Raw genomic sequence first — 21752 nt, forward strand, 5'->3', positions numbered from 1 at the left:
TTAAACCGCTACATCATATTCTCTGAGGGCATCGTTCAATGATGTCTTTTTATTAGTACTTTCCTTTCTTTGACCAATGATTAAGGCACAGGGCACTTGAAATTCACCGGCTGGGAATTTTTTAGTGTAACTACCAGGAATAACCACTGAGCGTGCAGGTACTAATCCCTTTCTTTCTACTGGTGTTTCACCTGTAACATCTATAATTTTTGTACTCATTGTTAAAACTACATTTGCTCCTAGTACAGCTTCTTTCTCTATTCTAACGCCTTCTACGACAATACAACGTGAACCAATAAAAGCACCATCTTCAATAATCACTGGGGCTGCTTGTAATGGTTCAAGAACTCCACCTATACCTACACCTCCACTTAAGTGAACATTTTTACCGATTTGGGCACAACTACCGACTGTGGCCCATGTGTCTACCATAGTGCCTTCATCAACGTAAGCTCCAATATTTACATAACTAGGCATTAATATAGTGCCAGCTGAAATATATGCACCATGTCTTGCAACGGCATTAGGTACTACTCTTATTCCTTTTTCGGCATATCCTCTTTTTAGCGGAATTTTATCGTGATATTCAAAAATACCTGCTTCTAAGGTTTCCATTTTTTGAATAGGGAAATACATCACTACGGCTTTCTTTACCCATTCATTAATCTGCCATCCGTTTGAGGTTGGCTCGGCGCATCTTAATTTACCTACATCTAAAAGGTCGATAACCTCTCTAATGCAATCTTGGGTTGCAGACTCTTTTAAAAGATCTCTATTTTCCCATGCTTTTTCTATTTGTGCTCTCAGTTCTGTCATTTTCATCAAAATTTTCTCAAATATAAGTTGAAGCGGAGGAATTCACCATTTGTAAAAGCACATATAACAAATTATCCTTTATTTTTGCCAAAAATTAAGTTTGGGAAGGATTCTTGCGATTGACTATGGTGTAAAACGAATTGGCTTGGCGGTTACTGATGAGATGCAAATGATTGCTTTCGGTTTAACTACCATTCCTGAGAGCGAAATATTTGACTATTTGACCACATATATAAAAACAGAAAAGGTTGACACCATTGTAGTAGGCGAACCAAAACAAATGGATAATACGGCCTCAGAGTCTGAGGTGCACATAAAACCATTTTTAGTTAAACTGGCGGAAAAATTCCCAACGATTCCTATAAAAAGGCATGATGAGCGTTTTACCTCTAAAATGGCATTTCAAACCATGTTAGATAGCGGCTTAAAAAAGAAACAGAGAAAAAATAAAGCACTGATCGATGAGATAAGTGCAACCATTATTTTACAAGATTTTTTAAAGACATTATAAATGATTTTACCCATTATTGCATACGGAGACCCCGTATTAAGGAAAGTTGCGGACGAAATTGATAAAGATTATCCTAAACTGAATGATTTGATTTCCCATATGTGGGAAACAATGTATAATGCTAGCGGGGTTGGTCTTGCTGCTCCTCAAATTGGTTTGCCTATACGAATATTTTTAGTAGATACCACACCATTTTCTGACGATGAAGACTTAACTGCAGAAGAGCAGAAGCAATTGGATGGCTTTAAGCAAGTGTTTGTCAATGCCTATATTGAAGAGGAAACGGGTGAGGAGTGGGCTTTTAACGAAGGTTGCTTAAGTATACCAGATGTACGTGAAGATGTAAATAGAAAGGATACTATTAAAATCACCTATTTAGATGAAAATTTCAATACACATTCAAAGACTTTTGATGGACTATTGGCAAGGGTTATTCAACACGAGTACGATCATATAGAAGGTATTTTGTTCACTGACAAATTATCAGCCTTAAAAAAGAGAATGTTAAAAGGTAGATTAACGAATATATCAAAAGGGAAGATAAGTGTAGATTACCGTATGAAATTTCCTGCAATGAAAAAAGGACGTTAAAATCATCTTTTAATTAATAGAAAAGTGTAATCTTTGTCGACTTAAATTTTAAAATAGTTTATGGGTTTAGAGAAAATTTTATCTGTTGCAGGAAAACCAGGTTTATATAAGTTAATTACCCAAACAAGAACTGGATTTGTGGCGGAGTCTTTGTTAGATGGAAAAAGAATAACCGTAAGTCTACGTGCCAGCGTAAGTGTATTATCGGAGATAGCAATTTACACGCTTGAAGAAGAAGTGCCATTAAGAGAGGTTTTTGAAAAAATACAATCTAAAGAAGATGGAGGAAAAACTTCAATTAGCCACAAAGATGAAAAAATAAAATTAGAAGAATACTTTTTCGAAGTGCTTCCTAATTACGATGAAGATCGTGTTTATGTTAGTGATATTAAAAAAGTTATTCAATGGTATAACATATTGACAGATAATAAAATAATTGATTTCTCAAGTGAAAAAGGAGAAGCAATTGATGCCTCTGAGGAGGAATAAAAAAGTATTATTGAACATAAAAAAAGCCTTGATTTTTAAATCAAGGCTTTTTTTATGCAGTAGTTTATTTAGTCCTTTTTAATGGTCTCATAAGTAAAATCACTTTTTTTCCAATCAATTAAAGGAGAGGGATAATACTTTACATCCATTCTATCTAAAAAGGGAGCTTGATCTGCCAAACGTATTTTATAATCCTCCCAATTCCTATTTTCTTTAATACTCCAACTAAGTTCAGAATAGCCAATTATTCTTGGAAAAGCTAAGTACTCTAGTTCATCTATATTACTAATTGTTTCAGACCAAAGTGGCGCTTCTACACCTAATATATTTTCTACAGGTATACCATATTCTTCCGGTGTCCATACATACGCAGTATCAACGGGTATGTAAGCGGCCCAGTGTAAGCCGAACTTAGATAAGGTGTCATATTCCATATCTAAATACGCTTTCTTGGCAGGTGAAATGATGATTTTCATTCCTTTATCTACAGCTTTTTTGGCATTTTCTTCGCTTGCCCACCATTGTGAAATGGATGTAGAATCAACATCCGCAATGGCTACTTCATCCCAACCTATCATTCGTTTACCATGTTTTTGAACAATCTTTTCTACTTTATTAATGAAATAGATATAATCACTCTTTTTTGTCACATGACTTTCATCTCCACCAACATGAAAATATGGTCCAGGTGTTATTGCCGAGATTTCTCTTACAACATCATCAATAAAAGTATAAACAGTATCCTTATGGGTGTCAAATGTGCTAAAGCCAACACGCATACCTTCATAAAGTTTAGGTGTTTTACCATTACCATTTAAGAATGGATAAGAAACAGAAGCTGCGTTTGTATGGCCTGGCATATCTATTTCAGGTATAATGGTCATATATCGCTCAGCGGCATAACGTACAATCTCTTTGTAATCTTCTTGGGTGTAAAATCCACCAGATTCACCACCAACTTCTGTGCTACCACCGACTTCGGTTAATTTAGGCCAAGATTTAATTTCTATACGCCAGCCTTGGTCATCACTTAGGTGTAAATGCAGCACATTTATTTTATAATAGGCCAGTAAGTCAATGTATTTTTTAACATCATCAACACTGAAGAAATGTCTTGCAACGTCTAACATAGAGCCTCTATAACCGAAGTTAGGATTGTCAACAATCTTACCCGACGGTACTGGCCAAATTTTCTGTAGTGCCAATGTGTCGTTACTTTCAATAGGCACCAATTGTCTTAATGTCTGTATTCCTCTAAAAGCTCCTTCAGCTGTATTCGCGTTAATAATGATTGAATCTTGATTTATGTATAGTTGATATGCTTCAGGCGCTTCTATATCTATACTATCGCTCTGGTTGATATATATTATTCTTTCAATTGTATTGGCGCCTTCAGAATTTACAGGTATGGTTAAATTTGTTTTACTTTTTAACTTATCAGCCAAAAAGGTGCCTACCTCTTCAAAACCTGTAGCGTTTTTTGAAGTGTAGATAGCGGTAAACTGATCTAATGCAAACGCTGAATTTGTTGGTGTTGTTTTTAAAGGTTTTGGAATCAAACTAACTTTAGATAAATCAGTTGTAGGCATGGCAATTCGTTCTTTTTTTTCCTCGCTACATGCGATGAAGGCTAAGGTGATAGCGGCAAAAAATAAACTTCTAATACAAAGGGTCTTAAACATTGTTTTTTATTATGGGTTGTTTACAAAATTTTTCATGGCTTCATACCAAATATCATAGCCTTTTTGGTTCATGTGCAGTCCGTCTTCAATAAAAATATCAGTAATTAGTTTTCTATTATTTAGCATAGGGTGCCAAACATCTACAAAGTCTAATTGAATGTCTTTTTTTGCGAGGCGTTCGAATTTTCTATTTAGCTTTTTATATTTTCTACGAATCTCCCATCTGCTAATACTTGGTTTTGCAGCTATTAATATAATTTGAGTTGATGGGCTATTTGCTTTTATTCGACGGATGATATCTTCTGTGGTATCAAGAACTTGATTTGGTCTTTTTTTTGCCCATAAATCATTATCACCTTCGTAAATAAATACTTTTTTGGGGTTGTAGGAAAGAACTAATTCGTCTATAAAATACAATAGGTCTGATGCTTGTGAACCTCCAAAACCGCTATTTAAAATTTGATGGTCAGGAAATTCTTCCTCTAGCTTTTTCCATAAGCGTACGCTAGAGCTTCCTGTAAAAACGATGGTTTCGCGATTAGTGTCCCAAATAGTATCGTATTTTGCTGTGATAGCATTGACCTCATTAGAAAAGGTAATTTCTGACTGTGCACTACAGTAAAAACTACTTAATGTTAAACAAAAATATAGAAGAAAGAGTTTGCCTATTTTTAATTCGGTAGAATAATGATTTTTATGTTGCATGAATTTAATTGACTGTTGGTTTTGTTAAACTTTCGGTAAGTGCCCAACTATAAAATTGTGAAATCCAATTATCAGAAGCAAGATTCTGTTTTTTCATACCAAAACCATGTCCGCCTTTCGAGTACATATGCATTCCAACATTTTTGCCATTGCTTAACCAAGCGGAGTACAGGTCAGCACTTGGCTTCGCAAGTCCTAACGGATCGTCTGAAGCACAAATAACTAACATTGCTGGGGCATCTTCTGGCACTTTGTACTCACCAATCACGGTCATCCAAGGATAAACAGGGACAATGAAATTTGGCCTATTTGCTGGTGTGTAGTTAAATGTAACACCCATAGTTACAGCGCCACCAGCTGAGAAACCCATAAACCCAATTTTGTTTGGGTCTAGCTTCATTTCTTTTGCATTGGTTCTTACATAGGTAATCGCTGCTAAACCATCTGCAATCGAAAGTGGTAGTACGGGAGACACTCTTTCCCCAATTTTAGCAGGATTGGTATTTCCTTCTTCTGTAATTTCTTTAACGCCATCAATACCTGTAGGTACTAGTCGATATTTTAACACAAAAGCCGTAATTCCTCTATTATTTAACCACTTCGCTACATCTCGTCCTTCACTATTTATACTTAAACCGTAAAGTCCGCCTCCAGGCGCAATTATTACACTAGTTCCATTCGGTTGGTCAGCTTCATATACTTCTAATCGTGGTACAGATACATTGGTTATTACTTGAGTATCCCATATTTCTGAGAAGTATTCTTTCTCGTCGGTTGACCATTTAACTTCAGAGATAGGGGTGAACGGCAATTCAATAATACTTTGGGCGAGTATATTCATCGAGACTAGTAAACAAGGTATGAGAAGTATATTTTTCATTCTTTTTAATTTTAAATAAATGATTCAATTAATTTATATAAAAGTGCAGCCAATACCCCACCTATAATAGGGCCAACTATAGGTACCCAAGCATAACCCCAATCGCTTTTGCCTTTGTTTTTAATTGGTAATATCGAATGTAATAAACGAGGGCCAAAATCTCTTGCTGGATTAATGGCATAACCAGTTGGTCCACCTAGTCCGAATCCTATACCCATAACAAGTAAAGCAACAGGTAGGGCATCTAAAGAACCTAAGGAGACAGCATTTTCACCCATTGCACCGCCAGCAATATAGAAAACACCAAAAACAAGTGCGAAAGCACCTATGATTTCAGTTACCAAATTCCAAAAAGGACTTTTTATGGCAGGGGAGGTTGAGAATGTTGCTAATATAGAACCCGTATCTTCTGTGGCTTCATATTGTTTTTTATAGGTTAACCATACTAAAAGATTACCCATCATAGCACCTAATACTTGAGCAACAATGTAACCAGGTACTAATGCCCATGAAAATTTACCTGCGGTTGCAAGGCCAATAGAAACAGCAGGGTTAAGATGTGCGCCACTTACATCGGCAGACATAAATACACCTATGAAAACGGCTATACCCCATGCTAAAGAAATACCTGTCCAACCAGAGTCACTACCTTTTGTTCCTTTTAATACTAGGTTAGCAACGATTCCATTTCCTATTAGAATTAGCATTGCAGTACCGATAAATTCAAAAATATATACAATCATTGTTTGGTTGGTTTAAGTGGATTAAGATAAAAAAAAACAAGGAATAATTAAGAATTAAAACGGTTTGTTACATTATTGATAATTTAGACTGGTTAGATATGAGAAACTCAATGTTTTTTAATTTAACGACATTAATTATATCCTTTGGTTTTTAAAGATTTTATAAGGAATACCGATTTTGTAATTTTATGAATTGTGTTGGAATTAAATAGCATAAAAAATATTTATCTTAACTTTTTCATCTGGTTGATTTTAAATTACAAATATGCTATGAAAAATTTTAAATATGTTCTTGTTTTTTGTTCGATACTAATCATTGCAGCCTGCTCGTCAGATGATGATGGCAATGAGACTCAGGAAAGTTCATTAGTTATTGGTGCTTATAATTTGACCGAAGTAAATTTAAGTACAGCTCAAGACCCTAATGAAGATGGTGTGTCTTCAATAAATATGTTAGACGAACTTTCTTGTTTAACAGGATTACTTACAGTAAGTGAAGATGGAACTTGGGATATGGACTTGATTGAATTAAATATAACTAGTATCACTGGTGATCTTTATGGTATTCGATGTGGCCGAACTATAAACTATACAGGCAAATGGACAATTCTAAGTAATGTTTTGAATTTAAATAATAGTGAATTTTCTACTATGATTTTTAATTCGTCAACATTGACTGAAAGTATAAATGATGATTTACCTGGTATTTCAAATAGGAAATTTTTAAAACAATAGTAATTTTTTACTTTATCTGATCGAGTTACTCGGTATATCTAACACCATGAACATTCATTTTTAAAGTATAGACAGAGCCCATGGCAGTTATAAATAAAATGTCTTGGTTTTTTCCGCCAAATGTAACATTTGCAGTCCATTCCTCGTTAATAGGTATGTGTTGTATTTTATGACCTTTCGAGTTAAAAACAGTTACACCTTCACCAGTAAGGTATATGTTTCCTTTATTATCAATGGTCATACCATCAGAACCCATATCTGTAAATAACGTGCGGTTTGTCAATGTTCCATTATTTTGAATGGAATAAGAATAGGTTTTTTGGTCTCCAATATCCGCCACATAAAGTGTTTTACCATCTGGTGTGCCAATAATGCCATTTGGCTGTACAAAATCAGTTGCAGCAATGGTAATATTTTTTAAGTCCGGCGAAATGTAATACACATTTTTTTCTTCAAGTTCAGCAGCGGTCCTATCCCAATAGGGTCTTTGGTAATAGGGGTCGGTAAAATAGATTCCTCCATGCAAATCTACCCAGAGATCATTTGGGCCATTTAATTTCTTGCCCTCAAAATTGGTTATAAGTGTATCAACCTTACCATTCGCATTAATTCGCCATAGTTCATTTTCATTATCTGCTGCTGCCAATAAATTCTCATTTTGGTCAAAATATAAACCGTTGGCCCTACCTGCAGGTTCCTTGAAAATACTTAATGAGTTATCTGACTCATTCCATTTAATAATCTTATCATTTGGTTGGTCTGTGAAAAACACATTTCCGTTTTTATCTGATGCAGGACCTTCCGTGAAACTATACTCGTTTGAAATTTGAATTAATTCTGCACCTTCAGCAACCAAATCTACTGATTGAGATTTACAAGAAATTATTGAAATTGAGCAAATAACTGAGGTAATAAATTGAATGGTTGTTTTCATGGTCGGCACTAAATATTCTTAAGATAATCCATATTGTATTTCATACTTTCAAAAGGTGTGCTAGTATATTCTTCTTGTTCTATATAAATATGTTCTACACCAGAAAGTTCTTTATTATTTAGCATTAATGCTATGTCGAGAACTCCTTTGCCAAATTCAGTACTTTCCTTTTTGGTCATATCCATATCCTTTAAGTGCCACAGGGGGAATCTACCTGGGTATTTTTTAAAGTAAGATATTGGATCTTTGCCAGCAACGACAACCCATCCAAGGTCCAATTCCATATGAACCAAATCATCTTGGGTATTGTCCATTAACACATCGTAAAGAACCTGCCCATTTTCAGAATCAAATTCATATTCATGGTTGTGATATCCAAATTTTAGGCCTAATTCCTTGCACGCTTCCCCAGCAACATTAAACTGCTCGGCTACTTTCTTATAATTATCAACTGTTTGTCCATCTGATGGCATTGAAGAACAAATAAGATACTCTTGGCCAGAGGCAACAGCATCTTCCATAGTTTTTTCAAATTTATCATCAAGGCGTACATGACCACTTGTAATTTTCATGCCTAAATCTTTACAAGTTTGTTCCATTTCTGAAGGTGTAAGACCGTAGTAATATCCTTTTACTGAACCTGCACTTTCTATTTCTTTAAAACCTAAACTAGCAATCTCTTCTAATGTTTTCTTAGGATTTTTTAACATGCTATCTCTGAAGGAATATAGTTGAACACCATAAGTTGAATTTTTAGGTGCAGCACAACTTAATTGTGGCATTATCAGTGTTGCAGCACCGAATAGACTTGATTGTTTAAGGAAATTTCTACGCGTCTTCATAAGGGTTGGCTTTTTGATTATAAAAGATTATAAGCTTTAGGCTTTTAAATGTACAAAAACTAAACAGGAATTTTAGCCGGTCATACATGGGATACGTATTTTTGTAAAAACTTCACCAATGAATAGCAGAAAAGACCAATTAAAATCTCTTGATAGATTATTAACTATCATGGACGAGTTGCGTGAGCAATGCCCTTGGGATAAAAAGCAGACAATGCAATCACTTCGGCATTTGACTATAGAGGAAACTTACGAATTGGGCGATGCGATATTAGATAATGACCTGAACGAGGTGAAGTTGGAATTAGGTGATGTACTTCTTCATATTTTGTTTTACGCTAAAATTGGATCAGAAACTGAGGACTTCGATATTGCAGACGTTGCAAATGCTATATGCGATAAATTAATTAATAGACACCCTCATATTTATGGTGATGTAAAAGTAGCCGATGCTGAAGAAGTGAAACGTAACTGGGAACAGATAAAGCTAAAAGAAGGTAAAAAAAGTGTTTTGGAAGGTGTGCCACGAAGTTTGCCCGCACTTGTTAAGGCGAATAGAATACAAGATAAAGTTGCAGGGGTAGGTTTTGATTGGGAAAAACCAGAACAGGTATTTGAAAAAGTACAAGAAGAACTAGGTGAATTACAAGTAGAGGTTGCATCTGGGGAAGTCGATAAAATTGAATCTGAATTTGGAGATGTACTTTTTTCGATGATAAATTACGCAAGATTCTTAGGTGTCAATCCTGAAAATGCACTCGAAAGAACTAATAAAAAGTTTATTAAGCGTTTTCAGTATTTAGAGAAAAATGCAAAAAAAATGGGTAAAGATTTACAGGATATGACCTTAAAAGAAATGGATATATTTTGGAATGAAGCTAAAACTAAAGAATAATCTTATTCTTGTAAAACGTTATCAACAATTCTCGCTAAATTTCTAAGAGTAATCGGTTTAACAAAATATTCAGAAATTTCAGGAAATAATTTAGCACGGTCTAAGTCCTCTGAACTCAATGAGGAAGTCAGCATATAGATTTGTATGTCTTTTTTTATTTTTTCATTTGCGACCTTAAATTCTTCCATAAATTGAAACCCATTAAGAATAGGCATATTCAGGTCTAAAAGAATTACGTCTGGTAATTTATCTGTAGAATCAAAATTATCAGATAAAATTTTTAAGGGTTGAGTCGAATCTGGAAATTCAATAACATTAGTTACCGAAAGTTGCCTAAGGTTTCTCTTCATTACATATTTTGAAATATCGTCATCGTCGATTATCCAAATTAATGGTGTTTCACTCATACGAATTAAAAGTTAATGGTCTTGTAGTGTTAATACACTATAGATAACGAATTATTATATACAAATAGTACACTCGCTCGAAATATATTTCATCTATATTTTCTGATGGCTATTTTCTTTTTTGGGGAGAAATTACGGACGAATAATCATGCAGCTCTGCTTATTTATAGTTTTTTGTATTTATAAATAGGATAAAAATCTTTTCATATACCCAGTAGTCTAGTGGCTATTTGTGGAGATAATTTTACTTGAATTATAATAAAAAGAGGATGTTTAGATAGATTTTCAACTATTTAATACAGTTCTCTTTAAGCTGAAATAGGCTAATTAGAAGTACCTTTGCCAAAATTTTAGATTAAGGTTTGTTACAAAAATTCACCAAAGAATTTAGATATAATATTAAGCTTTCCGTTCCTGTTATTTTAGGAATGTTGGGCCATACTTTCGTGCAATTGGCAGATAATATTATGGTTGGCCAATTAGGTACCGCTGAATTAGCAGCAGTTTCATTGGGGAATAGCTTTGTGTTTATAGCTATGTCTTTGGGCATAGGTTTTTCTACCGCAATTACACCTTTGGTTGCTGAAGCAGATGGCGCGGGTAATAAAAAGGATGCTAAAAGAGCATTGAAGCATGGTTTGGTGTTATGCACTATTCTGGGTTTGACTTTATTCGGATTGATTTTACTGGCGAAACCCGTCATGAACATGATGAATCAACCGGCTGAAGTGGTTGCGTTAGCATTGCCATATTTAGATTTGGTTGCTTTTTCATTAGTTCCGTTGATAATTTTTCAAGCATTTAAACAATTTTCAGAGGGGTTGTCGCAAACGAAATACCCAATGTATGCAACCATTGTGGCAAATATTATTAATATTATATTAAACTATCTTTTAATATTTGGAACTTTTGGTTTTCCAGAAATGGGAATTGTAGGGGCAGCAATAGGTACGCTTGTCTCTCGATTTTTCATGGTATTTTATATATGGTTTATTTTAAAAACCAAGGAGAAATTTAAATATTATGTGACCGGTTTCGATTTTGCTAATATTGAGAAAACAGTGATAAAGAAAATCATAGAATTAGGGTTCCCTTCATCATTACAAATGTTTTTTGAAGTTGGTATTTTTACCTCTGCAGTATGGTTAAGCGGTGTTTTAGGTAAAAATGCACAAGCAGCTAACCAGATTGCCTTGAATTTAAGTAGTATGACCTTTATGTTTGGTATGGGTCTAGGAATAGCTGCTATGATACGAGTTGGAAATCAAAAAGGCTTAACGAATTTTACGGAGTTAAGGCGCATTGCCCAGTCCATATTTTTACTGACCTTTTTATTAGAAATTTTCTTTGCTATACTTTTCTTATTAGGTAGGTTTTGGTTTCCTTCTTTATATTTAGATATTAATGATGTAGCCAACATCACTGATAATACAGAGGTTATAGTTATTGCGGCTGAGTTATTATTGGTGGCTGCGTTTTTTCAAATTTCAGACGGAATTCAAGTAGTAGTGCTAGGGGCATTACGTGGATTGCAAGATGTGAAAATACCAACGGTTATTACTTTTATTTCTTATTGGTTAATAGGGTTTCCTGTAAGTTTTTACTTGTGCCTTTACACAGATTTGAAAAGTACCGGTATTTGGATTGGTTTGCTAACGGGTTTAACCGCATCGGCCATTATGTTGTATCTTCGATTTAATTATTTAACAAAAAAACTAATTGCTGGGTAATGGTTTCAAAACCTTAATGAGCAATTAAATTTCAACTTATATAGTATATTTTTTATGGAATTTCCAAAATTTTTACTGGGTGACAATACCGATTATCCAACAGCAATATTTGTTGTACATACCGAATTTCCAAGGTTTATTATAAATCTTGAAAATGACGAAGTAGAATGGCTTGAAGAATTTTCTAAAGAAGATGAAAAAGAATTAGAAGAGGAAGCAGAAAACTTAATAGTCGCTGCCACCGCTTTCTACGATAGAGAAGTCTCTAGATATGAAGATTAAGTAATATGCTTCAAGAGTTATTACAATTTGACAAAGAATTTTTTATATACCTCAACGGTTTGGGTACACCTCAATGGGATAATTTATTTCAATTTATATCCCACAAGTTGAGTGCCGTACCATTGTACATATTTCTTCTTATTCTTTCATACCAAAAATTCGGACTTAAAAGAACTTTGGTTTTATTGATTTCCGTTGCTTTTTTAATCACTGTTACGGATCAATTAAGCAACTTTTTTAAGTATGGCGTTGCCAGATTAAGACCTTGTCATGATCCCGAAATAATACCGGTAATGCGCTTGGTTAAAAGTTATTGTGGTGGGCAGTACGGTTATTTCTCAGCACACGCCGCTAATGCTTTTGCCATAGCAGTTTTTTTTGGTAGTATTTTGAAGTCATCCATAAAATATATTGGAGTCTTTTTAGTGTTGTGGGCTGCTTTGGTAGCGTATAGTCGCATTTACCTTGGCGTTCACTTTCCACTAGATATTATTACTGGTGCTGTAATAGGTTCGTTGTTCGGCTGGTTGTTTGTAAAGTTATTTATATTTGCACTTCGCAAATTCTCCCTATGATATCCAATCTAAGGTACTGGTTTTTAATTGCTTTGATATTCATGGTTTACGTGGCAGGTATGTTTGTTACGTTGTTTGAGAATGATTCTGCACAGTTTTCAGTAATGGCCATGAGAATGGTTCAAGAAAATGATTTTTTCAGCTTATTTAAAGGTCCCGAAGAGTATTTAGACAAGCCACATATGCATTATTGGCTTGCCGCTTTATCCTATAAAATTTTTGGAATACATGATTGGGCGTACAGAATACCGGGTATTTTGGCCACATTACTTGCGGCATACAGTTGTTACGGTTTAGGAAATCTTTTATACGGAAAACATGTTGGTAAATTATCAGCGTTAATTTTTATGACTGCCCAAACAATTGTGTTGGGAGCCATAGATGTACGTACCGATGCGGTATTGACAGGTTTTAGTATTTTGGCGATTTGGCAACTAACCACGTATATTGAAAAAGGTTCTTTAAAAGGAATTATAATAGGAGCCTTTGCGGCAGGTATAGCATTCTCCACTAAAGGACAGATTTCTTTATTGGTTATTGGTTTACCCATTTTGTGTCATCTTTTGTATACGGGTAAATGGAAAGCATTTTTGAGTTGGAAGGTATTAGTGGCTCTTTTTGTTTTTGGTGTGACTATTAGCCCTATGTTATATGCTTATTACCTTCAATTCGATTTGCATCCTGAAAAAATAATTCGAGGAAAGGATAACCGTAGTGGTATATTCTTTATTTTTTGGGAACAAAGTTTTGAACGACTAAGTGGTGAAGGAATAGGAAAAAATAGTAGTGACTTTTTCTTCTTTTTTCATACTTTTTTATGGGTATTTCTACCTTGGACAATTCTTGGAATTGCTGCCTATTATGCTAAGGCAAAAAGACTTATTAAGCTTAAATTTAAATACAACGCCAAGTTTGAAGTATTAACATTAGGGGGAATAACTTTAATATTTGCAGTTATTAGTTTTGCACAATTTAAGCTACCACACTATTTAAATATCACCATTCCTTTATTTGCTGTTTTAACGGGATCTTATCTCTATGATTTATATCGATTTGATAGAGAGAAAGCAACACGATTACTGATGAAGGGTCAATATTTTATACTAGGCGTAGTATTCATAGCCTCAGCCTTAATTTGTTTTTATGTATTTGAATTAAAGGGTATAGTGGCTTATATCTTTCTTTTAATTGCAGGAGTAATTATTATCTTCTATTCCTTAAAACGAGAGGGTGTTTATGTAAGATTAATTACTATTTCTGTATGTGCATCATTATTATTGAACGCTGTTTTGAATTTGCATTTTTACCCTAATTTATTAGAGTTTCAAGGTGGCTCTTCAATGGCGAAAATCATAAAATTAAAAAATATTCCTGTAGATCGAGTGTATAAGGTTACTTCAGATTATACTTGGTCTTTAGATTTTTATAATCAACATCCTGTTCAAATAGCGACCCCTAATTTACTAAAAGGTAAAAAGGATATTTGGGTATATGCCAATGATGAAGATATGTCAACGTTGCAGAAAATCGGACTAGATTGGGATTCTCAAATTTCTGTTGACCAGTTTCGAATAACTCGTCTTCAAGGTAAATTTTTAAACCCGAATACCCGTAAAAAGGTTACACGTAAAATGCATTTGCTGCATATTTACTAAATAGTCTTTTATTGCTTTGAAGTTTCTATAGATTCTAGCGTTATTTTTTTGAAGTGATACCAAACTCCTGCTAAAGAAACGATCGCAGTAATTAAAAAGAATAATACACTTACACCAACCGATATATTCTGGTCTAGCCCTAATAGCTGTGCACCATAAAAAAAGGTGACTTCACGGCTACCGATGCCACCTAGGGTTAAAGGAACAACTGCTACGATTGATGACACAAGGAAAATTATAAGATATGCGATTTGATTCAGTTCTATTTTCAGAGCAAATAAAATAAACCATATACTTATTAATTGGGCCAACTGTACCAAAGCCGATAAGATGGTGGTATTCCAAAAAATGGGAAGCACATAATTGAAAAATCTTTTGTTTAAAAACCAAAATACTGCAACCGACAATGGAATAGCTGAAATGAACATCCATCGAAAACCATTTAGGGATTCTAAATCAAGAAAAGATAATAAGGCACAAGCATAAATAAAGAGTAGAAGAAGACCTCCTAAACGGTCTAGCACCAAAACACTCACTATTTTTTTGGTAGGTACATCGAAATTCTTTTTTAAAATGTAGCCTTTATAAGCGTCACCACCAATACCACCAGGTAAGAAGAGGTTGTAGAACATCCCCAAAAGGTACAGTTTAAGATTACTTTTATGGGTAAGAGGTATACTAAGTTGATGAAAATAAAGATTAAGCCTCACAGCCGCTATTACCTTAGAAATAATAAAGAAAATAGCGCCACCGAATAAATAAACAGGATTGCTCTTTACTAATATCTCCTTTATTTCTTCTACATTAATTTTTGTAAGAATGAAATAAATAAGAACTGCACTGATAAGTACTTTTAATCCGGTAGCTACTTTCTTATTTAACTTCGCCACCTATACTTACTTTTTTAATACGGTACGGTCTCTTCTTCTGTGATTCATAATACGTACGTATCAATAATTCCATAACAATACCTATGGTGAACAATTGAATTCCTGCAAGAATGAACATCATTCCGAACATCAATAAAGGTCTTGTACCTATATCTTCCCCAAAACCTACTTTTACGACTAAGAGATAAAAATTTATTAATACACCCAAAAGGATTAATAAAAATCCGAATATTCCGAAAAGGTGAATGGGACGTTGAAAGTATTTACGAATAAATAGTAGTAGCATCATATCTGCTACTACTTTAAATACTCGTTCTAAACCATATTTGGAAACTCCTGCATGACGTGCATGATGTTTTACAGGTATTTGTTTTATTTGTGCACCTTCTAAATGTGCTAGAAGGGTGATAAATCGGTGCATTTCGCCATAAAGGTTTAAATCTTTGGCTATATCCTTAGTGAAAACTTTAAGGGCACATCCGTTATCCTTTATATCTAATTTGGTGATTCGGCGCACCAGAAAATTGGCGATTTTAGAGGGTATTTTTTTAACTAGAGAATCTTTCCTTTTTTGACGTATTCCCGTTACTACATCATATTCTTCACTCACTGCATAGGTAAGCATCTCAGGTATATCGGAAGGATCGTTTTGCAAATCCCCGTCCATGGTAATGATATATTCACCTTCTGCATAATCAAGACCAGCCGCCAAAGCTAAACTTTGCCCATAATTTTTCTTAAGTTCAATAAGATGAACCTTATCATCTTTTAGTGCTTTTACTACTTTTTTAGTGTCGTCTTTAGAAAAATCATCAACATAAATAATTTGATAATTGTAGCCTACCAAGCTTTCGTGGATTTTTTGTGTCAATAATGCCACATTATCTTCTTCGTTATATAAAGGAACAACGACCGAAAGTAGGGAAGTGGTAACAGGTTGCATTGGGTTGTTTTTGGAATAGCTGCAAAGTTATGTTTTTTATCGTTAAGATAAAGGACATGATTATTACTACATCTCTCGCAACCTAGTTGGTTGAAAGTGCGTTCAATAGTTTTTCTGCAGCTGAAAAAGGTGACGTATTACCATTGATTACTTCCTCTTTAAGTAAGGGTAATAACTTTTTAGTTTTCGGATTTTGATAGAATTTCGATAAAAGTTCTTGTTCTAGATATTGAATAAGCCATTTTTCATTTTGTTGTTGCCGGTTTTTAGTGAAATAACCAGTTTCTTTCATGGTCTGGCAATAGTTGGCAATTAATTTCCAAATCTCCTCTAACCCTCTATTTTCTAATGCAGAACATGTTAAAACTTCAGGTGACCAACCATTCTCTTTTGGCGGAAACATATGTAAAGCTCGGGCGAATTCCATTTTTGCCTGAGTAGCATTTTGTACATTGTTTCCATCAGATTTATTGATGACAATAGAATCTGCCATTTCTATAATTCCTCTTTTTATTCCCTGTAATTCATCACCTGCACCTGCTAATTTTAATAGTAAAAAAAAGTCTACCATATCATGAACGGCTGTTTCACTTTGCCCTACACCAATTGTTTCAATTAGAATAATGTCAAAACCCGCTGCTTCAAGGATAACAATACTTTCTCTAGTTTTTCTAGTAACACCACCAAGTGAAGAACCAGAGGCAGATGGTCTAATGTAGGCATTAGGATCTTTTACCAATTCTTGCATTCGTGTTTTGTCTCCTAAAATACTACCTTTTGTTCTACTGCTAGAAGGGTCAACGGTAAGCACAGCTACTTTTTTTCCTAAACCAGTGAGCATTCGACCAAACTGTTCTATAAAGGTGCTTTTACCAGCGCCTGGCACACCGGTTATGCCAATTCGAATGGTGTCATTTCTCTTAGAAATACAGCCTTCGATTATTTTATTAGCTATAATATGATGTTCTGGTTTTGTACTCTCTATAATTGTAATAGCCTTACTGACAATAGCAATATTGTTCGAGAAAATACCTTCAATTATTTCTGTACTATTAAGGTTGGCTATATTCATTAAAACAGCTTGAGGTTTGGTTGGCCTGATATAAATGTACTATTTGTATATGGGAATCATAATTTTAATAGTATCCCACGCCAAACTTAAATTATTTTGAGACGTATTATTTATCTCAATGTCCTCAAAATTAATAGATAAATCTTCTACCGGTACTTCTAATTTTTTGGTAGGTACTTCAATAGTCAAGTAGTCGTACTTCACTTCATGAGTGGTTTGGTTACCATCTACACGGGTTACGCCCCATTCGGGTATTTCGGTATTGAAAATAACCTTCCAAGAATCTTTGTTAGGTATCGTCCATAAAGAATATTTTCCTGCAGGTAAAGTTTTGTCGATTATTTTAATCTGCTTGGTCGTGGTAAAAGTGGTAGGCTCATTGGCTCCAGTTCGCCATATTTTACCATAAGGTACTAACTCACCAAAAATTGTTCTTCCTTTTTTTGACGGACTCGAATAATCTACTTCTAACGAGCCTCCTCCAAGTTCTAAAGTAGCTGTTTTTTCGGGACTGAATTTTTTGGCTTCATTGTGTATATAGGGTATTGCTACAAAATAAATGAGAGCTATAAACACAGCAATACCAATCAGAATTTTTATTACTATTTTCATGTGCTAAAAACCAAGTATTAAATAACATATTAGGTGATACTATCAAATTTAAATATAGAGATGTTGTTATAGATATCACCAGGCCTTAAGACGCTTTTAGGGAAATCTGGTTGGTTGGGGGCATCAGGATAATTCTGTGTTTCAAAACAAATACCTGGAAAATCTGAAGGTGTGTATAGTACTAATGCTGGTTGATTGGTAAATACCTTCATTGAAATACCAGAGGTTTTTGAATGCACTTCTGCAACTTTTTCATTACCAATATCTTTAATGAAAACTGTATTTAAACGTTGTACTCCGATTTTTCTTGGTAATAAAAAATCATATTCAGATTTCCTAACAGGAATAATGTCTCCTGTAGGAAGTAATTTTTCATTCATTTCAAGTCTATACGGACAGTTTAACTGCAATTCATAATCGTCTATATACGGGTCTGAATCAAGTTTAAAATATGAATGATTGGTAAGATTAATAACCGTGCTTCTATCTGTAGTCCCTTCGTAAATTACCTGTAATGCATTATTCATTAGTTTATAGGTAACACTTACAGTAAGGTTGCCAGGGTAACCTTCTTCTAAATGCTTGCTTTTATACGAAAGTTTAACTGAGGGGTTATCGTCTTTGTTTACTTCATCAATAGACCAAAATTTATGATGAAAACCTTCTTTGCCACCATGTAAATGAACTCCATCTTCATGGTATAAATGAAATTTTTCTCTATCAAGTTCAAATCCTCCGTTAGAAATACGACCAGCATAACGACCTACACTTGCACCAAGCATATTATCATCTAACCGATATCTACTTGGATGATTAAAACCAACAACGACATTGGTATAGTTTCCGTCTTTACCTTTTACGAGTAATTTTTGTATCGTAGCGCCATAATCAAGCACCATCAGGGTTATAAACTTATTGGAAATCGTAACTTGTTTCAAAGGGAGCTATTAATTATACAATGTAAAAATAAAGATTTTTGCAACATTCTTTTTTTTCTAACGTCCTTATTATAACAACAAACTTAAACCAACCTATTCAACCGATGTTTCAAAGCAATGTCGTAGAGAAATGTAAAGCAAATGATAGATCTGCACAGTTGCAACTGTATAGAAAATATTGTGATGGTATGTTTATCGTTGCTATGCGATTTGTAAAGAATACTGATGATGCGGAAGATGTTTTACAAGAATCTTTTATAAAAGCTTTTCAAAAATTACATCAGTTTAAAGGAGATGTGACATTTGGAGCATGGTTGAAGCGAATTGTTATTAATAAGAGCATTGATTTTCTAAAGTCAAAAAAAGAAAATGTTGTGTCTTTAGATGAAGGGTATATGCAGGTTGTTGAAGATGATGATAATTGGAATGTACCATCGACAATTAATATAGAACAGGTGAGAAATGCAATTGATGATTTACAGAGTAAATACAAGTATGTAGTACTCATGTATTTGTTAGAAGGGTTTGACCATCAAGAAATCTCACAGGTATTGAATATTTCAGAATCTGCCTGTAGAACAAGATTGTTGCGAGGAAAAGGACATTTAAAAGAATTACTAAAAGAAAAAAAATATGGAGCAGGATCTTAGGGAAATGTTCAATAAGGAAAAGCTAGAGCAGCAATTCACCATAAATAATGGCCATGAAGAGCGCTTTTTAGAGAAACTGCAGCAATCATTGCCAGAGCATAAAAAAACAAATAGGGCATGGATGAAAGTTGCTGCTTCGATAGCGGTCATACTAAGTGTTGGTGTAGGTTATTTTTTATTAAATGGAAATAGCAATATCGAGAATACAGTTGTTGATAGTGACCCTATTAATGAAAACCAAACTGAATTCACTTTTGGTGACTTATCTCCAGACCTTAAAAAAGTGGAAAATTATTATGTAGCCAATATTAATCTAGAATTAGCGAAGCTAGAAGTATCGCCTGACACCAAAGATTTAATAGATGGTTTTATGGAACAACTCAATAACCTGAATTTAGAGTATAAAACCTTAAACGCAGAGTTGAAAGAATTAGGGCCAAATGACCAGACTATAACAGCATTGATAGAGAATTTGCAATTACGATTACAATTATTACAGAAGTTAAAAAGAAAATTAAACGAATTAAAATTATCAAAAAATGAACAGATCAATGAAAACAGTATCTAGGCAACTCATCATTGTATTAGAACTATTAATCACCATCGGGGTATATGCCCAGAAGGAAAGTAAAACATTTCAAGAACGTTTTATTGTGGCTGAAGATGCCGTAATAGACATTAATACCAGTTATGCTGATATTGAATTTGAAACGTGGGACAAAGATGAGGTGGCCATTACGGCCACCATCACCTTAGAAGGCGCTAGCCAAGAAGAGGCGGATGCTTATTTTAAGGGAAATCCAATTGAAATATTGGGTAATAGTAAAAATATTACTATAGCATCAAAATCAAGAAACAATACATTCTTTTCGATTGACGAAACAGATTTTGAATTTGATCATAGTGACTTACATATTGAAATACCAGAAATAGCATCTTTTGTTATGAATATGCCGCAAATTGCTCCATTCCCTAATATGCCGCCATTACCACAAACACAGGCATTTTCATTTGATTATGAAGCATATCAAAAAGATGGGGATAAGTACATGAAAAAATGGCAAAAGAATTTTGAGAAAAGTTTTGATAAGGAGCATCAAGAACGTTTAGAAGAATGGGCTTCAAAAATGGAAGCGCAAGCTGAGGAAATGGAAAAGCGTATGGAAAAACAAAACGAAAAACGCATTAAGCATATGGAAGAACGTGCCAAAGAAATGGAACAGCGGCTTGAAGAGCGTGAAAGAGACCGTGAACATCGTCTTGCAGAAAGAGATTCGATAAGGAATTTTGCTTTTTTACGACGAGATAGTTTAATCAGCGCGCCAAATATTTTCTATTTGAACACGAATGAAGGGCAAAAGAATTATAAAATAAAAAAGATTATACAAATTAAGTTACCTAAGTCTACCCGTATAAAAATGGATGTACGCCATGGAGAAGTAAAACTAGCAGCGAATACCAAAAACTTGAATGCGAAACTTTCGCATTCAAGCCTTTGGGCAGCTACCATAGATGGGCAAGAAACTAATGTTTCGGCTTCATATTCACCTGTCAATGTTCAAAAATGGAATTATGGCCAATTAAGCACTTCGTATTCAGAAGAAATATCATTGTTAGAGGTTGATCAATTGCAATTACAAGCAACATCCTCTGGCGTTACCATAAACAAATTACTTAAAAATGCTTTTATTAAAAATAACTTTGGTGCAGTACATATACTTGAAATAGGACTAGATTTTAAAGAATTGGATGTAAGTGTTCGAAATGGTGAATTAAACATAGCATTGCCAAAAGTGGCTACAGATGTTTATATAAAGGGTAATTCTTCTACTGTTAAAGTACCTGCTACTTTAAAGTTAGAGCAGATTAAAAATGGTACTTCAATTATTAACAAAGGTTCTTATTTAAAAGAAAACAGTAATCGTTCTGTAATGATCACATCTGATTATAGTGAAGTGGTAATTCATTAATGATGCTATCAATTCTAATATGCCAAAAATAGTTACATCTATCCACCCTTGATTTTTATCTTCACCAAGCATAAATACCTATTGAATAAAATTTTCTTGCTTTGCACTTTTATCATTATCGGCATATGCGAAAGCAAATCCTATTCTTTTTTTAGTTAAAATGACTGATTCTACATTTTTTGTATCATCTGTATAAACTTTAATG

25 protein-coding genes are annotated in these 21752 nt (G+C 34.1%); 12 read left to right on the plus strand and 13 right to left on the minus strand.

The window, feature by feature from the left end:
• Complete coding sequence (locus BMY56_RS09040) at positions 1-816, minus strand: 2,3,4,5-tetrahydropyridine-2,6-dicarboxylate N-succinyltransferase (RefSeq protein ID WP_091623268.1); 816 nt, start codon at positions 814-816, stop codon at positions 1-3.
• Between the two features lie 100 nt (positions 817-916).
• On the opposite strand from BMY56_RS09040, the gene ruvX reads away from it, so the two are divergent.
• From ruvX to BMY56_RS09055, 3 genes are read left to right on the plus strand one after another with little or no spacing between them, the layout of a single operon-like run.
• Positions 917-1327, plus strand: a complete 411-nt coding sequence (gene ruvX / locus BMY56_RS09045) for a Holliday junction resolvase RuvX (protein ID WP_091622903.1) — start codon at positions 917-919, stop codon at positions 1325-1327.
• The gene (def, locus tag BMY56_RS09050) at positions 1328-1918 is read left to right on the plus strand and encodes a peptide deformylase (RefSeq protein WP_091622905.1); all 591 of its coding nucleotides are present in this window, start codon (positions 1328-1330) and stop codon (positions 1916-1918) included. It begins immediately after the preceding gene.
• Between the two features lie 60 nt (positions 1919-1978).
• Positions 1979-2407: a DUF5606 family protein gene (locus tag BMY56_RS09055; RefSeq protein ID WP_091622907.1), complete on the plus strand. Its 429-nt coding sequence runs from the start codon at positions 1979-1981 to the stop codon at positions 2405-2407.
• 68 nt (positions 2408-2475) lie between these two features.
• On the opposite strand, the gene BMY56_RS09060 is transcribed toward BMY56_RS09055, so the two are convergent.
• The 4 genes from BMY56_RS09060 to BMY56_RS09075 are packed head-to-tail and all read right to left on the minus strand — an operon-like array spanning position 2476 to position 6417.
• Complete coding sequence (locus BMY56_RS09060) at positions 2476-4089, minus strand: family 20 glycosylhydrolase (protein WP_091622910.1); 1614 nt, start codon at positions 4087-4089, stop codon at positions 2476-2478.
• Between the two features lie 9 nt (positions 4090-4098).
• Complete coding sequence (locus BMY56_RS09065; protein WP_091622913.1) at positions 4099-4794, minus strand: SGNH/GDSL hydrolase family protein; 696 nt, start codon at positions 4792-4794, stop codon at positions 4099-4101.
• Positions 4795-4798: 4 nt separating this feature from the next.
• Complete coding sequence (locus BMY56_RS09070; RefSeq protein ID WP_091622915.1) at positions 4799-5674, minus strand: alpha/beta hydrolase; 876 nt, start codon at positions 5672-5674, stop codon at positions 4799-4801.
• Positions 5675-5685: 11 nt separating this feature from the next.
• On the minus strand, positions 5686-6417 hold the full coding sequence (locus BMY56_RS09075; protein ID WP_091622918.1) for an MIP/aquaporin family protein: 732 nt from the start codon (positions 6415-6417) through the stop codon (positions 5686-5688).
• Between the two features lie 270 nt (positions 6418-6687).
• Here BMY56_RS09075 and BMY56_RS09080 point away from each other — a divergent pair, with 270 nt between their 5' ends.
• Complete coding sequence (locus tag BMY56_RS09080; RefSeq protein ID WP_143057802.1) at positions 6688-7152, plus strand: hypothetical protein; 465 nt, start codon at positions 6688-6690, stop codon at positions 7150-7152.
• A 25-nt stretch (positions 7153-7177) separates the two neighbouring features.
• Here BMY56_RS09080 and BMY56_RS09085 read toward each other — a convergent pair whose 3' ends face one another.
• Together BMY56_RS09085 and BMY56_RS09090 are read right to left on the minus strand one after the other, a co-directional pair.
• On the minus strand, positions 7178-8086 hold the full coding sequence (locus BMY56_RS09085; protein ID WP_091622923.1) for an SMP-30/gluconolactonase/LRE family protein: 909 nt from the start codon (positions 8084-8086) through the stop codon (positions 7178-7180).
• An 8-nt stretch (positions 8087-8094) separates the two neighbouring features.
• Positions 8095-8928: a sugar phosphate isomerase/epimerase family protein gene (locus BMY56_RS09090; RefSeq protein ID WP_091622925.1), complete on the minus strand. Its 834-nt coding sequence runs from the start codon at positions 8926-8928 to the stop codon at positions 8095-8097.
• Between the two features lie 118 nt (positions 8929-9046).
• On the opposite strand from BMY56_RS09090, the gene mazG reads away from it, so the two are divergent.
• The gene (mazG, locus tag BMY56_RS09095) at positions 9047-9823 is read left to right on the plus strand and encodes a nucleoside triphosphate pyrophosphohydrolase (RefSeq protein WP_091622927.1); all 777 of its coding nucleotides are present in this window, start codon (positions 9047-9049) and stop codon (positions 9821-9823) included.
• 2 nt (positions 9824-9825) lie between these two features.
• Here mazG and BMY56_RS09100 read toward each other — a convergent pair whose 3' ends face one another.
• Positions 9826-10230, minus strand: coding sequence for a response regulator (locus tag BMY56_RS09100; protein ID WP_091622929.1), 405 nt, complete (start codon positions 10228-10230; stop codon positions 9826-9828).
• 362 nt (positions 10231-10592) lie between these two features.
• Between BMY56_RS09100 and BMY56_RS09105 the strand changes: the two genes are divergently transcribed.
• Genes BMY56_RS09105 through BMY56_RS09120 form a run of 4 tightly spaced genes read left to right on the plus strand, consistent with a single transcriptional unit; the run spans position 10593 to position 14472 of the window.
• Positions 10593-11960: an MATE family efflux transporter gene (locus BMY56_RS09105; RefSeq protein ID WP_091622930.1), complete on the plus strand. Its 1368-nt coding sequence runs from the start codon at positions 10593-10595 to the stop codon at positions 11958-11960.
• Between the two features lie 54 nt (positions 11961-12014).
• Entirely contained in the window at positions 12015-12242 is a 228-nt protein-coding gene (locus BMY56_RS09110; RefSeq protein WP_091622933.1) for a hypothetical protein, read from the plus strand.
• Positions 12243-12247: 5 nt separating this feature from the next.
• Entirely contained in the window at positions 12248-12817 is a 570-nt protein-coding gene (locus BMY56_RS09115) for a phosphatase PAP2 family protein (RefSeq protein ID WP_091622935.1), read from the plus strand.
• On the plus strand, positions 12814-14472 hold the full coding sequence (locus BMY56_RS09120) for an ArnT family glycosyltransferase (RefSeq protein ID WP_091622936.1): 1659 nt from the start codon (positions 12814-12816) through the stop codon (positions 14470-14472). The genes BMY56_RS09115 and BMY56_RS09120 overlap by 4 nt, the downstream gene beginning before the upstream one ends.
• 8 nt (positions 14473-14480) lie before the next feature.
• On the opposite strand, the gene BMY56_RS09125 is transcribed toward BMY56_RS09120, so the two are convergent.
• From BMY56_RS09125 to BMY56_RS09145, 5 genes are all read right to left on the minus strand, one after another.
• Complete coding sequence (locus tag BMY56_RS09125) at positions 14481-15362, minus strand: lysylphosphatidylglycerol synthase transmembrane domain-containing protein (RefSeq protein ID WP_091622938.1); 882 nt, start codon at positions 15360-15362, stop codon at positions 14481-14483.
• Positions 15346-16305 carry a glycosyltransferase family 2 protein gene (locus tag BMY56_RS09130; RefSeq protein WP_091622939.1) on the minus strand — a complete coding sequence of 320 codons (960 nt, stop codon included), beginning with the start codon at positions 16303-16305 and terminating at the stop codon, positions 15346-15348. The genes BMY56_RS09125 and BMY56_RS09130 overlap by 17 nt, the downstream gene beginning before the upstream one ends.
• An 82-nt stretch (positions 16306-16387) precedes the next feature.
• A complete protein-coding gene (meaB, locus tag BMY56_RS09135; RefSeq protein ID WP_091622941.1) occupies positions 16388-17377 on the minus strand; it encodes a methylmalonyl Co-A mutase-associated GTPase MeaB in 990 nt (329 codons plus the stop codon).
• 39 nt (positions 17378-17416) lie between these two features.
• Positions 17417-17989, minus strand: coding sequence for a DUF2911 domain-containing protein (locus BMY56_RS09140; RefSeq protein ID WP_091622944.1), 573 nt, complete (start codon positions 17987-17989; stop codon positions 17417-17419).
• A 29-nt stretch (positions 17990-18018) separates the two neighbouring features.
• Entirely contained in the window at positions 18019-18927 is a 909-nt protein-coding gene (locus BMY56_RS09145) for an aldose epimerase family protein (protein ID WP_091622946.1), read from the minus strand.
• A 104-nt stretch (positions 18928-19031) separates the two neighbouring features.
• Between BMY56_RS09145 and BMY56_RS09150 the strand changes: the two genes are divergently transcribed.
• Genes BMY56_RS09150 through BMY56_RS09160 form a run of 3 tightly spaced genes read left to right on the plus strand, consistent with a single transcriptional unit; the run spans position 19032 to position 21547 of the window.
• The gene (locus BMY56_RS09150) at positions 19032-19577 is read left to right on the plus strand and encodes an RNA polymerase sigma factor (protein ID WP_091622947.1); all 546 of its coding nucleotides are present in this window, start codon (positions 19032-19034) and stop codon (positions 19575-19577) included.
• Entirely contained in the window at positions 19561-20145 is a 585-nt protein-coding gene (locus BMY56_RS09155; protein WP_091622950.1) for a hypothetical protein, read from the plus strand. The genes BMY56_RS09150 and BMY56_RS09155 overlap by 17 nt, the downstream gene beginning before the upstream one ends.
• Positions 20117-21547 (plus strand): hypothetical protein, encoded by a 1431-nt coding sequence (locus BMY56_RS09160; protein WP_143057803.1) that lies wholly within the window; start codon positions 20117-20119, stop codon positions 21545-21547. The genes BMY56_RS09155 and BMY56_RS09160 overlap by 29 nt, the downstream gene beginning before the upstream one ends.
• The last annotated feature ends 205 nt before the right edge of the window (positions 21548-21752 follow it).

The sequence above is a fragment of the Maribacter orientalis genome, assembly GCF_900109345.1.
Lineage (GTDB): Bacteria > Bacteroidota > Bacteroidia > Flavobacteriales > Flavobacteriaceae > Maribacter > Maribacter orientalis.

Coding starts and splice junctions, on each gene's coding strand:
- BMY56_RS09130 (WP_091622939.1), bottom strand. CDS start 16,305: ATGCAACCTGTTACCACTTCCCTACTTTCGGTCGTTGTTCCTTTATAT.
- BMY56_RS09115 (WP_091622935.1), top strand. CDS start 12,248: ATGCTTCAAGAGTTATTACAATTTGACAAAGAATTTTTTATATACCTC.
- meaB (WP_091622941.1), bottom strand. CDS start 17,377: ATGAATATAGCCAACCTTAATAGTACAGAAATAATTGAAGGTATTTTC.
- BMY56_RS09155 (WP_091622950.1), top strand. CDS start 19,561: ATGGAGCAGGATCTTAGGGAAATGTTCAATAAGGAAAAGCTAGAGCAG.
- BMY56_RS09040 (WP_091623268.1), bottom strand. CDS start 816: ATGACAGAACTGAGAGCACAAATAGAAAAAGCATGGGAAAATAGAGAT.
- BMY56_RS09055 (WP_091622907.1), top strand. CDS start 1,979: ATGGGTTTAGAGAAAATTTTATCTGTTGCAGGAAAACCAGGTTTATAT.
- BMY56_RS09070 (WP_091622915.1), bottom strand. CDS start 5,674: ATGAAAAATATACTTCTCATACCTTGTTTACTAGTCTCGATGAATATA.
- BMY56_RS09140 (WP_091622944.1), bottom strand. CDS start 17,989: ATGAAAATAGTAATAAAAATTCTGATTGGTATTGCTGTGTTTATAGCT.
- BMY56_RS09110 (WP_091622933.1), top strand. CDS start 12,015: ATGGAATTTCCAAAATTTTTACTGGGTGACAATACCGATTATCCAACA.
- mazG (WP_091622927.1), top strand. CDS start 9,047: ATGAATAGCAGAAAAGACCAATTAAAATCTCTTGATAGATTATTAACT.
- BMY56_RS09085 (WP_091622923.1), bottom strand. CDS start 8,086: ATGAAAACAACCATTCAATTTATTACCTCAGTTATTTGCTCAATTTCA.
- BMY56_RS09100 (WP_091622929.1), bottom strand. CDS start 10,230: ATGAGTGAAACACCATTAATTTGGATAATCGACGATGACGATATTTCA.
- BMY56_RS09080 (WP_143057802.1), top strand. CDS start 6,688: ATGAAAAATTTTAAATATGTTCTTGTTTTTTGTTCGATACTAATCATT.
- BMY56_RS09060 (WP_091622910.1), bottom strand. CDS start 4,089: ATGTTTAAGACCCTTTGTATTAGAAGTTTATTTTTTGCCGCTATCACC.
- BMY56_RS09160 (WP_143057803.1), top strand. CDS start 20,117: ATGAACAGATCAATGAAAACAGTATCTAGGCAACTCATCATTGTATTA.
- def (WP_091622905.1), top strand. CDS start 1,328: ATGATTTTACCCATTATTGCATACGGAGACCCCGTATTAAGGAAAGTT.
- BMY56_RS09150 (WP_091622947.1), top strand. CDS start 19,032: ATGTTTCAAAGCAATGTCGTAGAGAAATGTAAAGCAAATGATAGATCT.
- BMY56_RS09075 (WP_091622918.1), bottom strand. CDS start 6,417: ATGATTGTATATATTTTTGAATTTATCGGTACTGCAATGCTAATTCTA.
- BMY56_RS09120 (WP_091622936.1), top strand. CDS start 12,814: ATGATATCCAATCTAAGGTACTGGTTTTTAATTGCTTTGATATTCATG.
- BMY56_RS09065 (WP_091622913.1), bottom strand. CDS start 4,794: ATGCAACATAAAAATCATTATTCTACCGAATTAAAAATAGGCAAACTC.
- BMY56_RS09090 (WP_091622925.1), bottom strand. CDS start 8,928: ATGAAGACGCGTAGAAATTTCCTTAAACAATCAAGTCTATTCGGTGCT.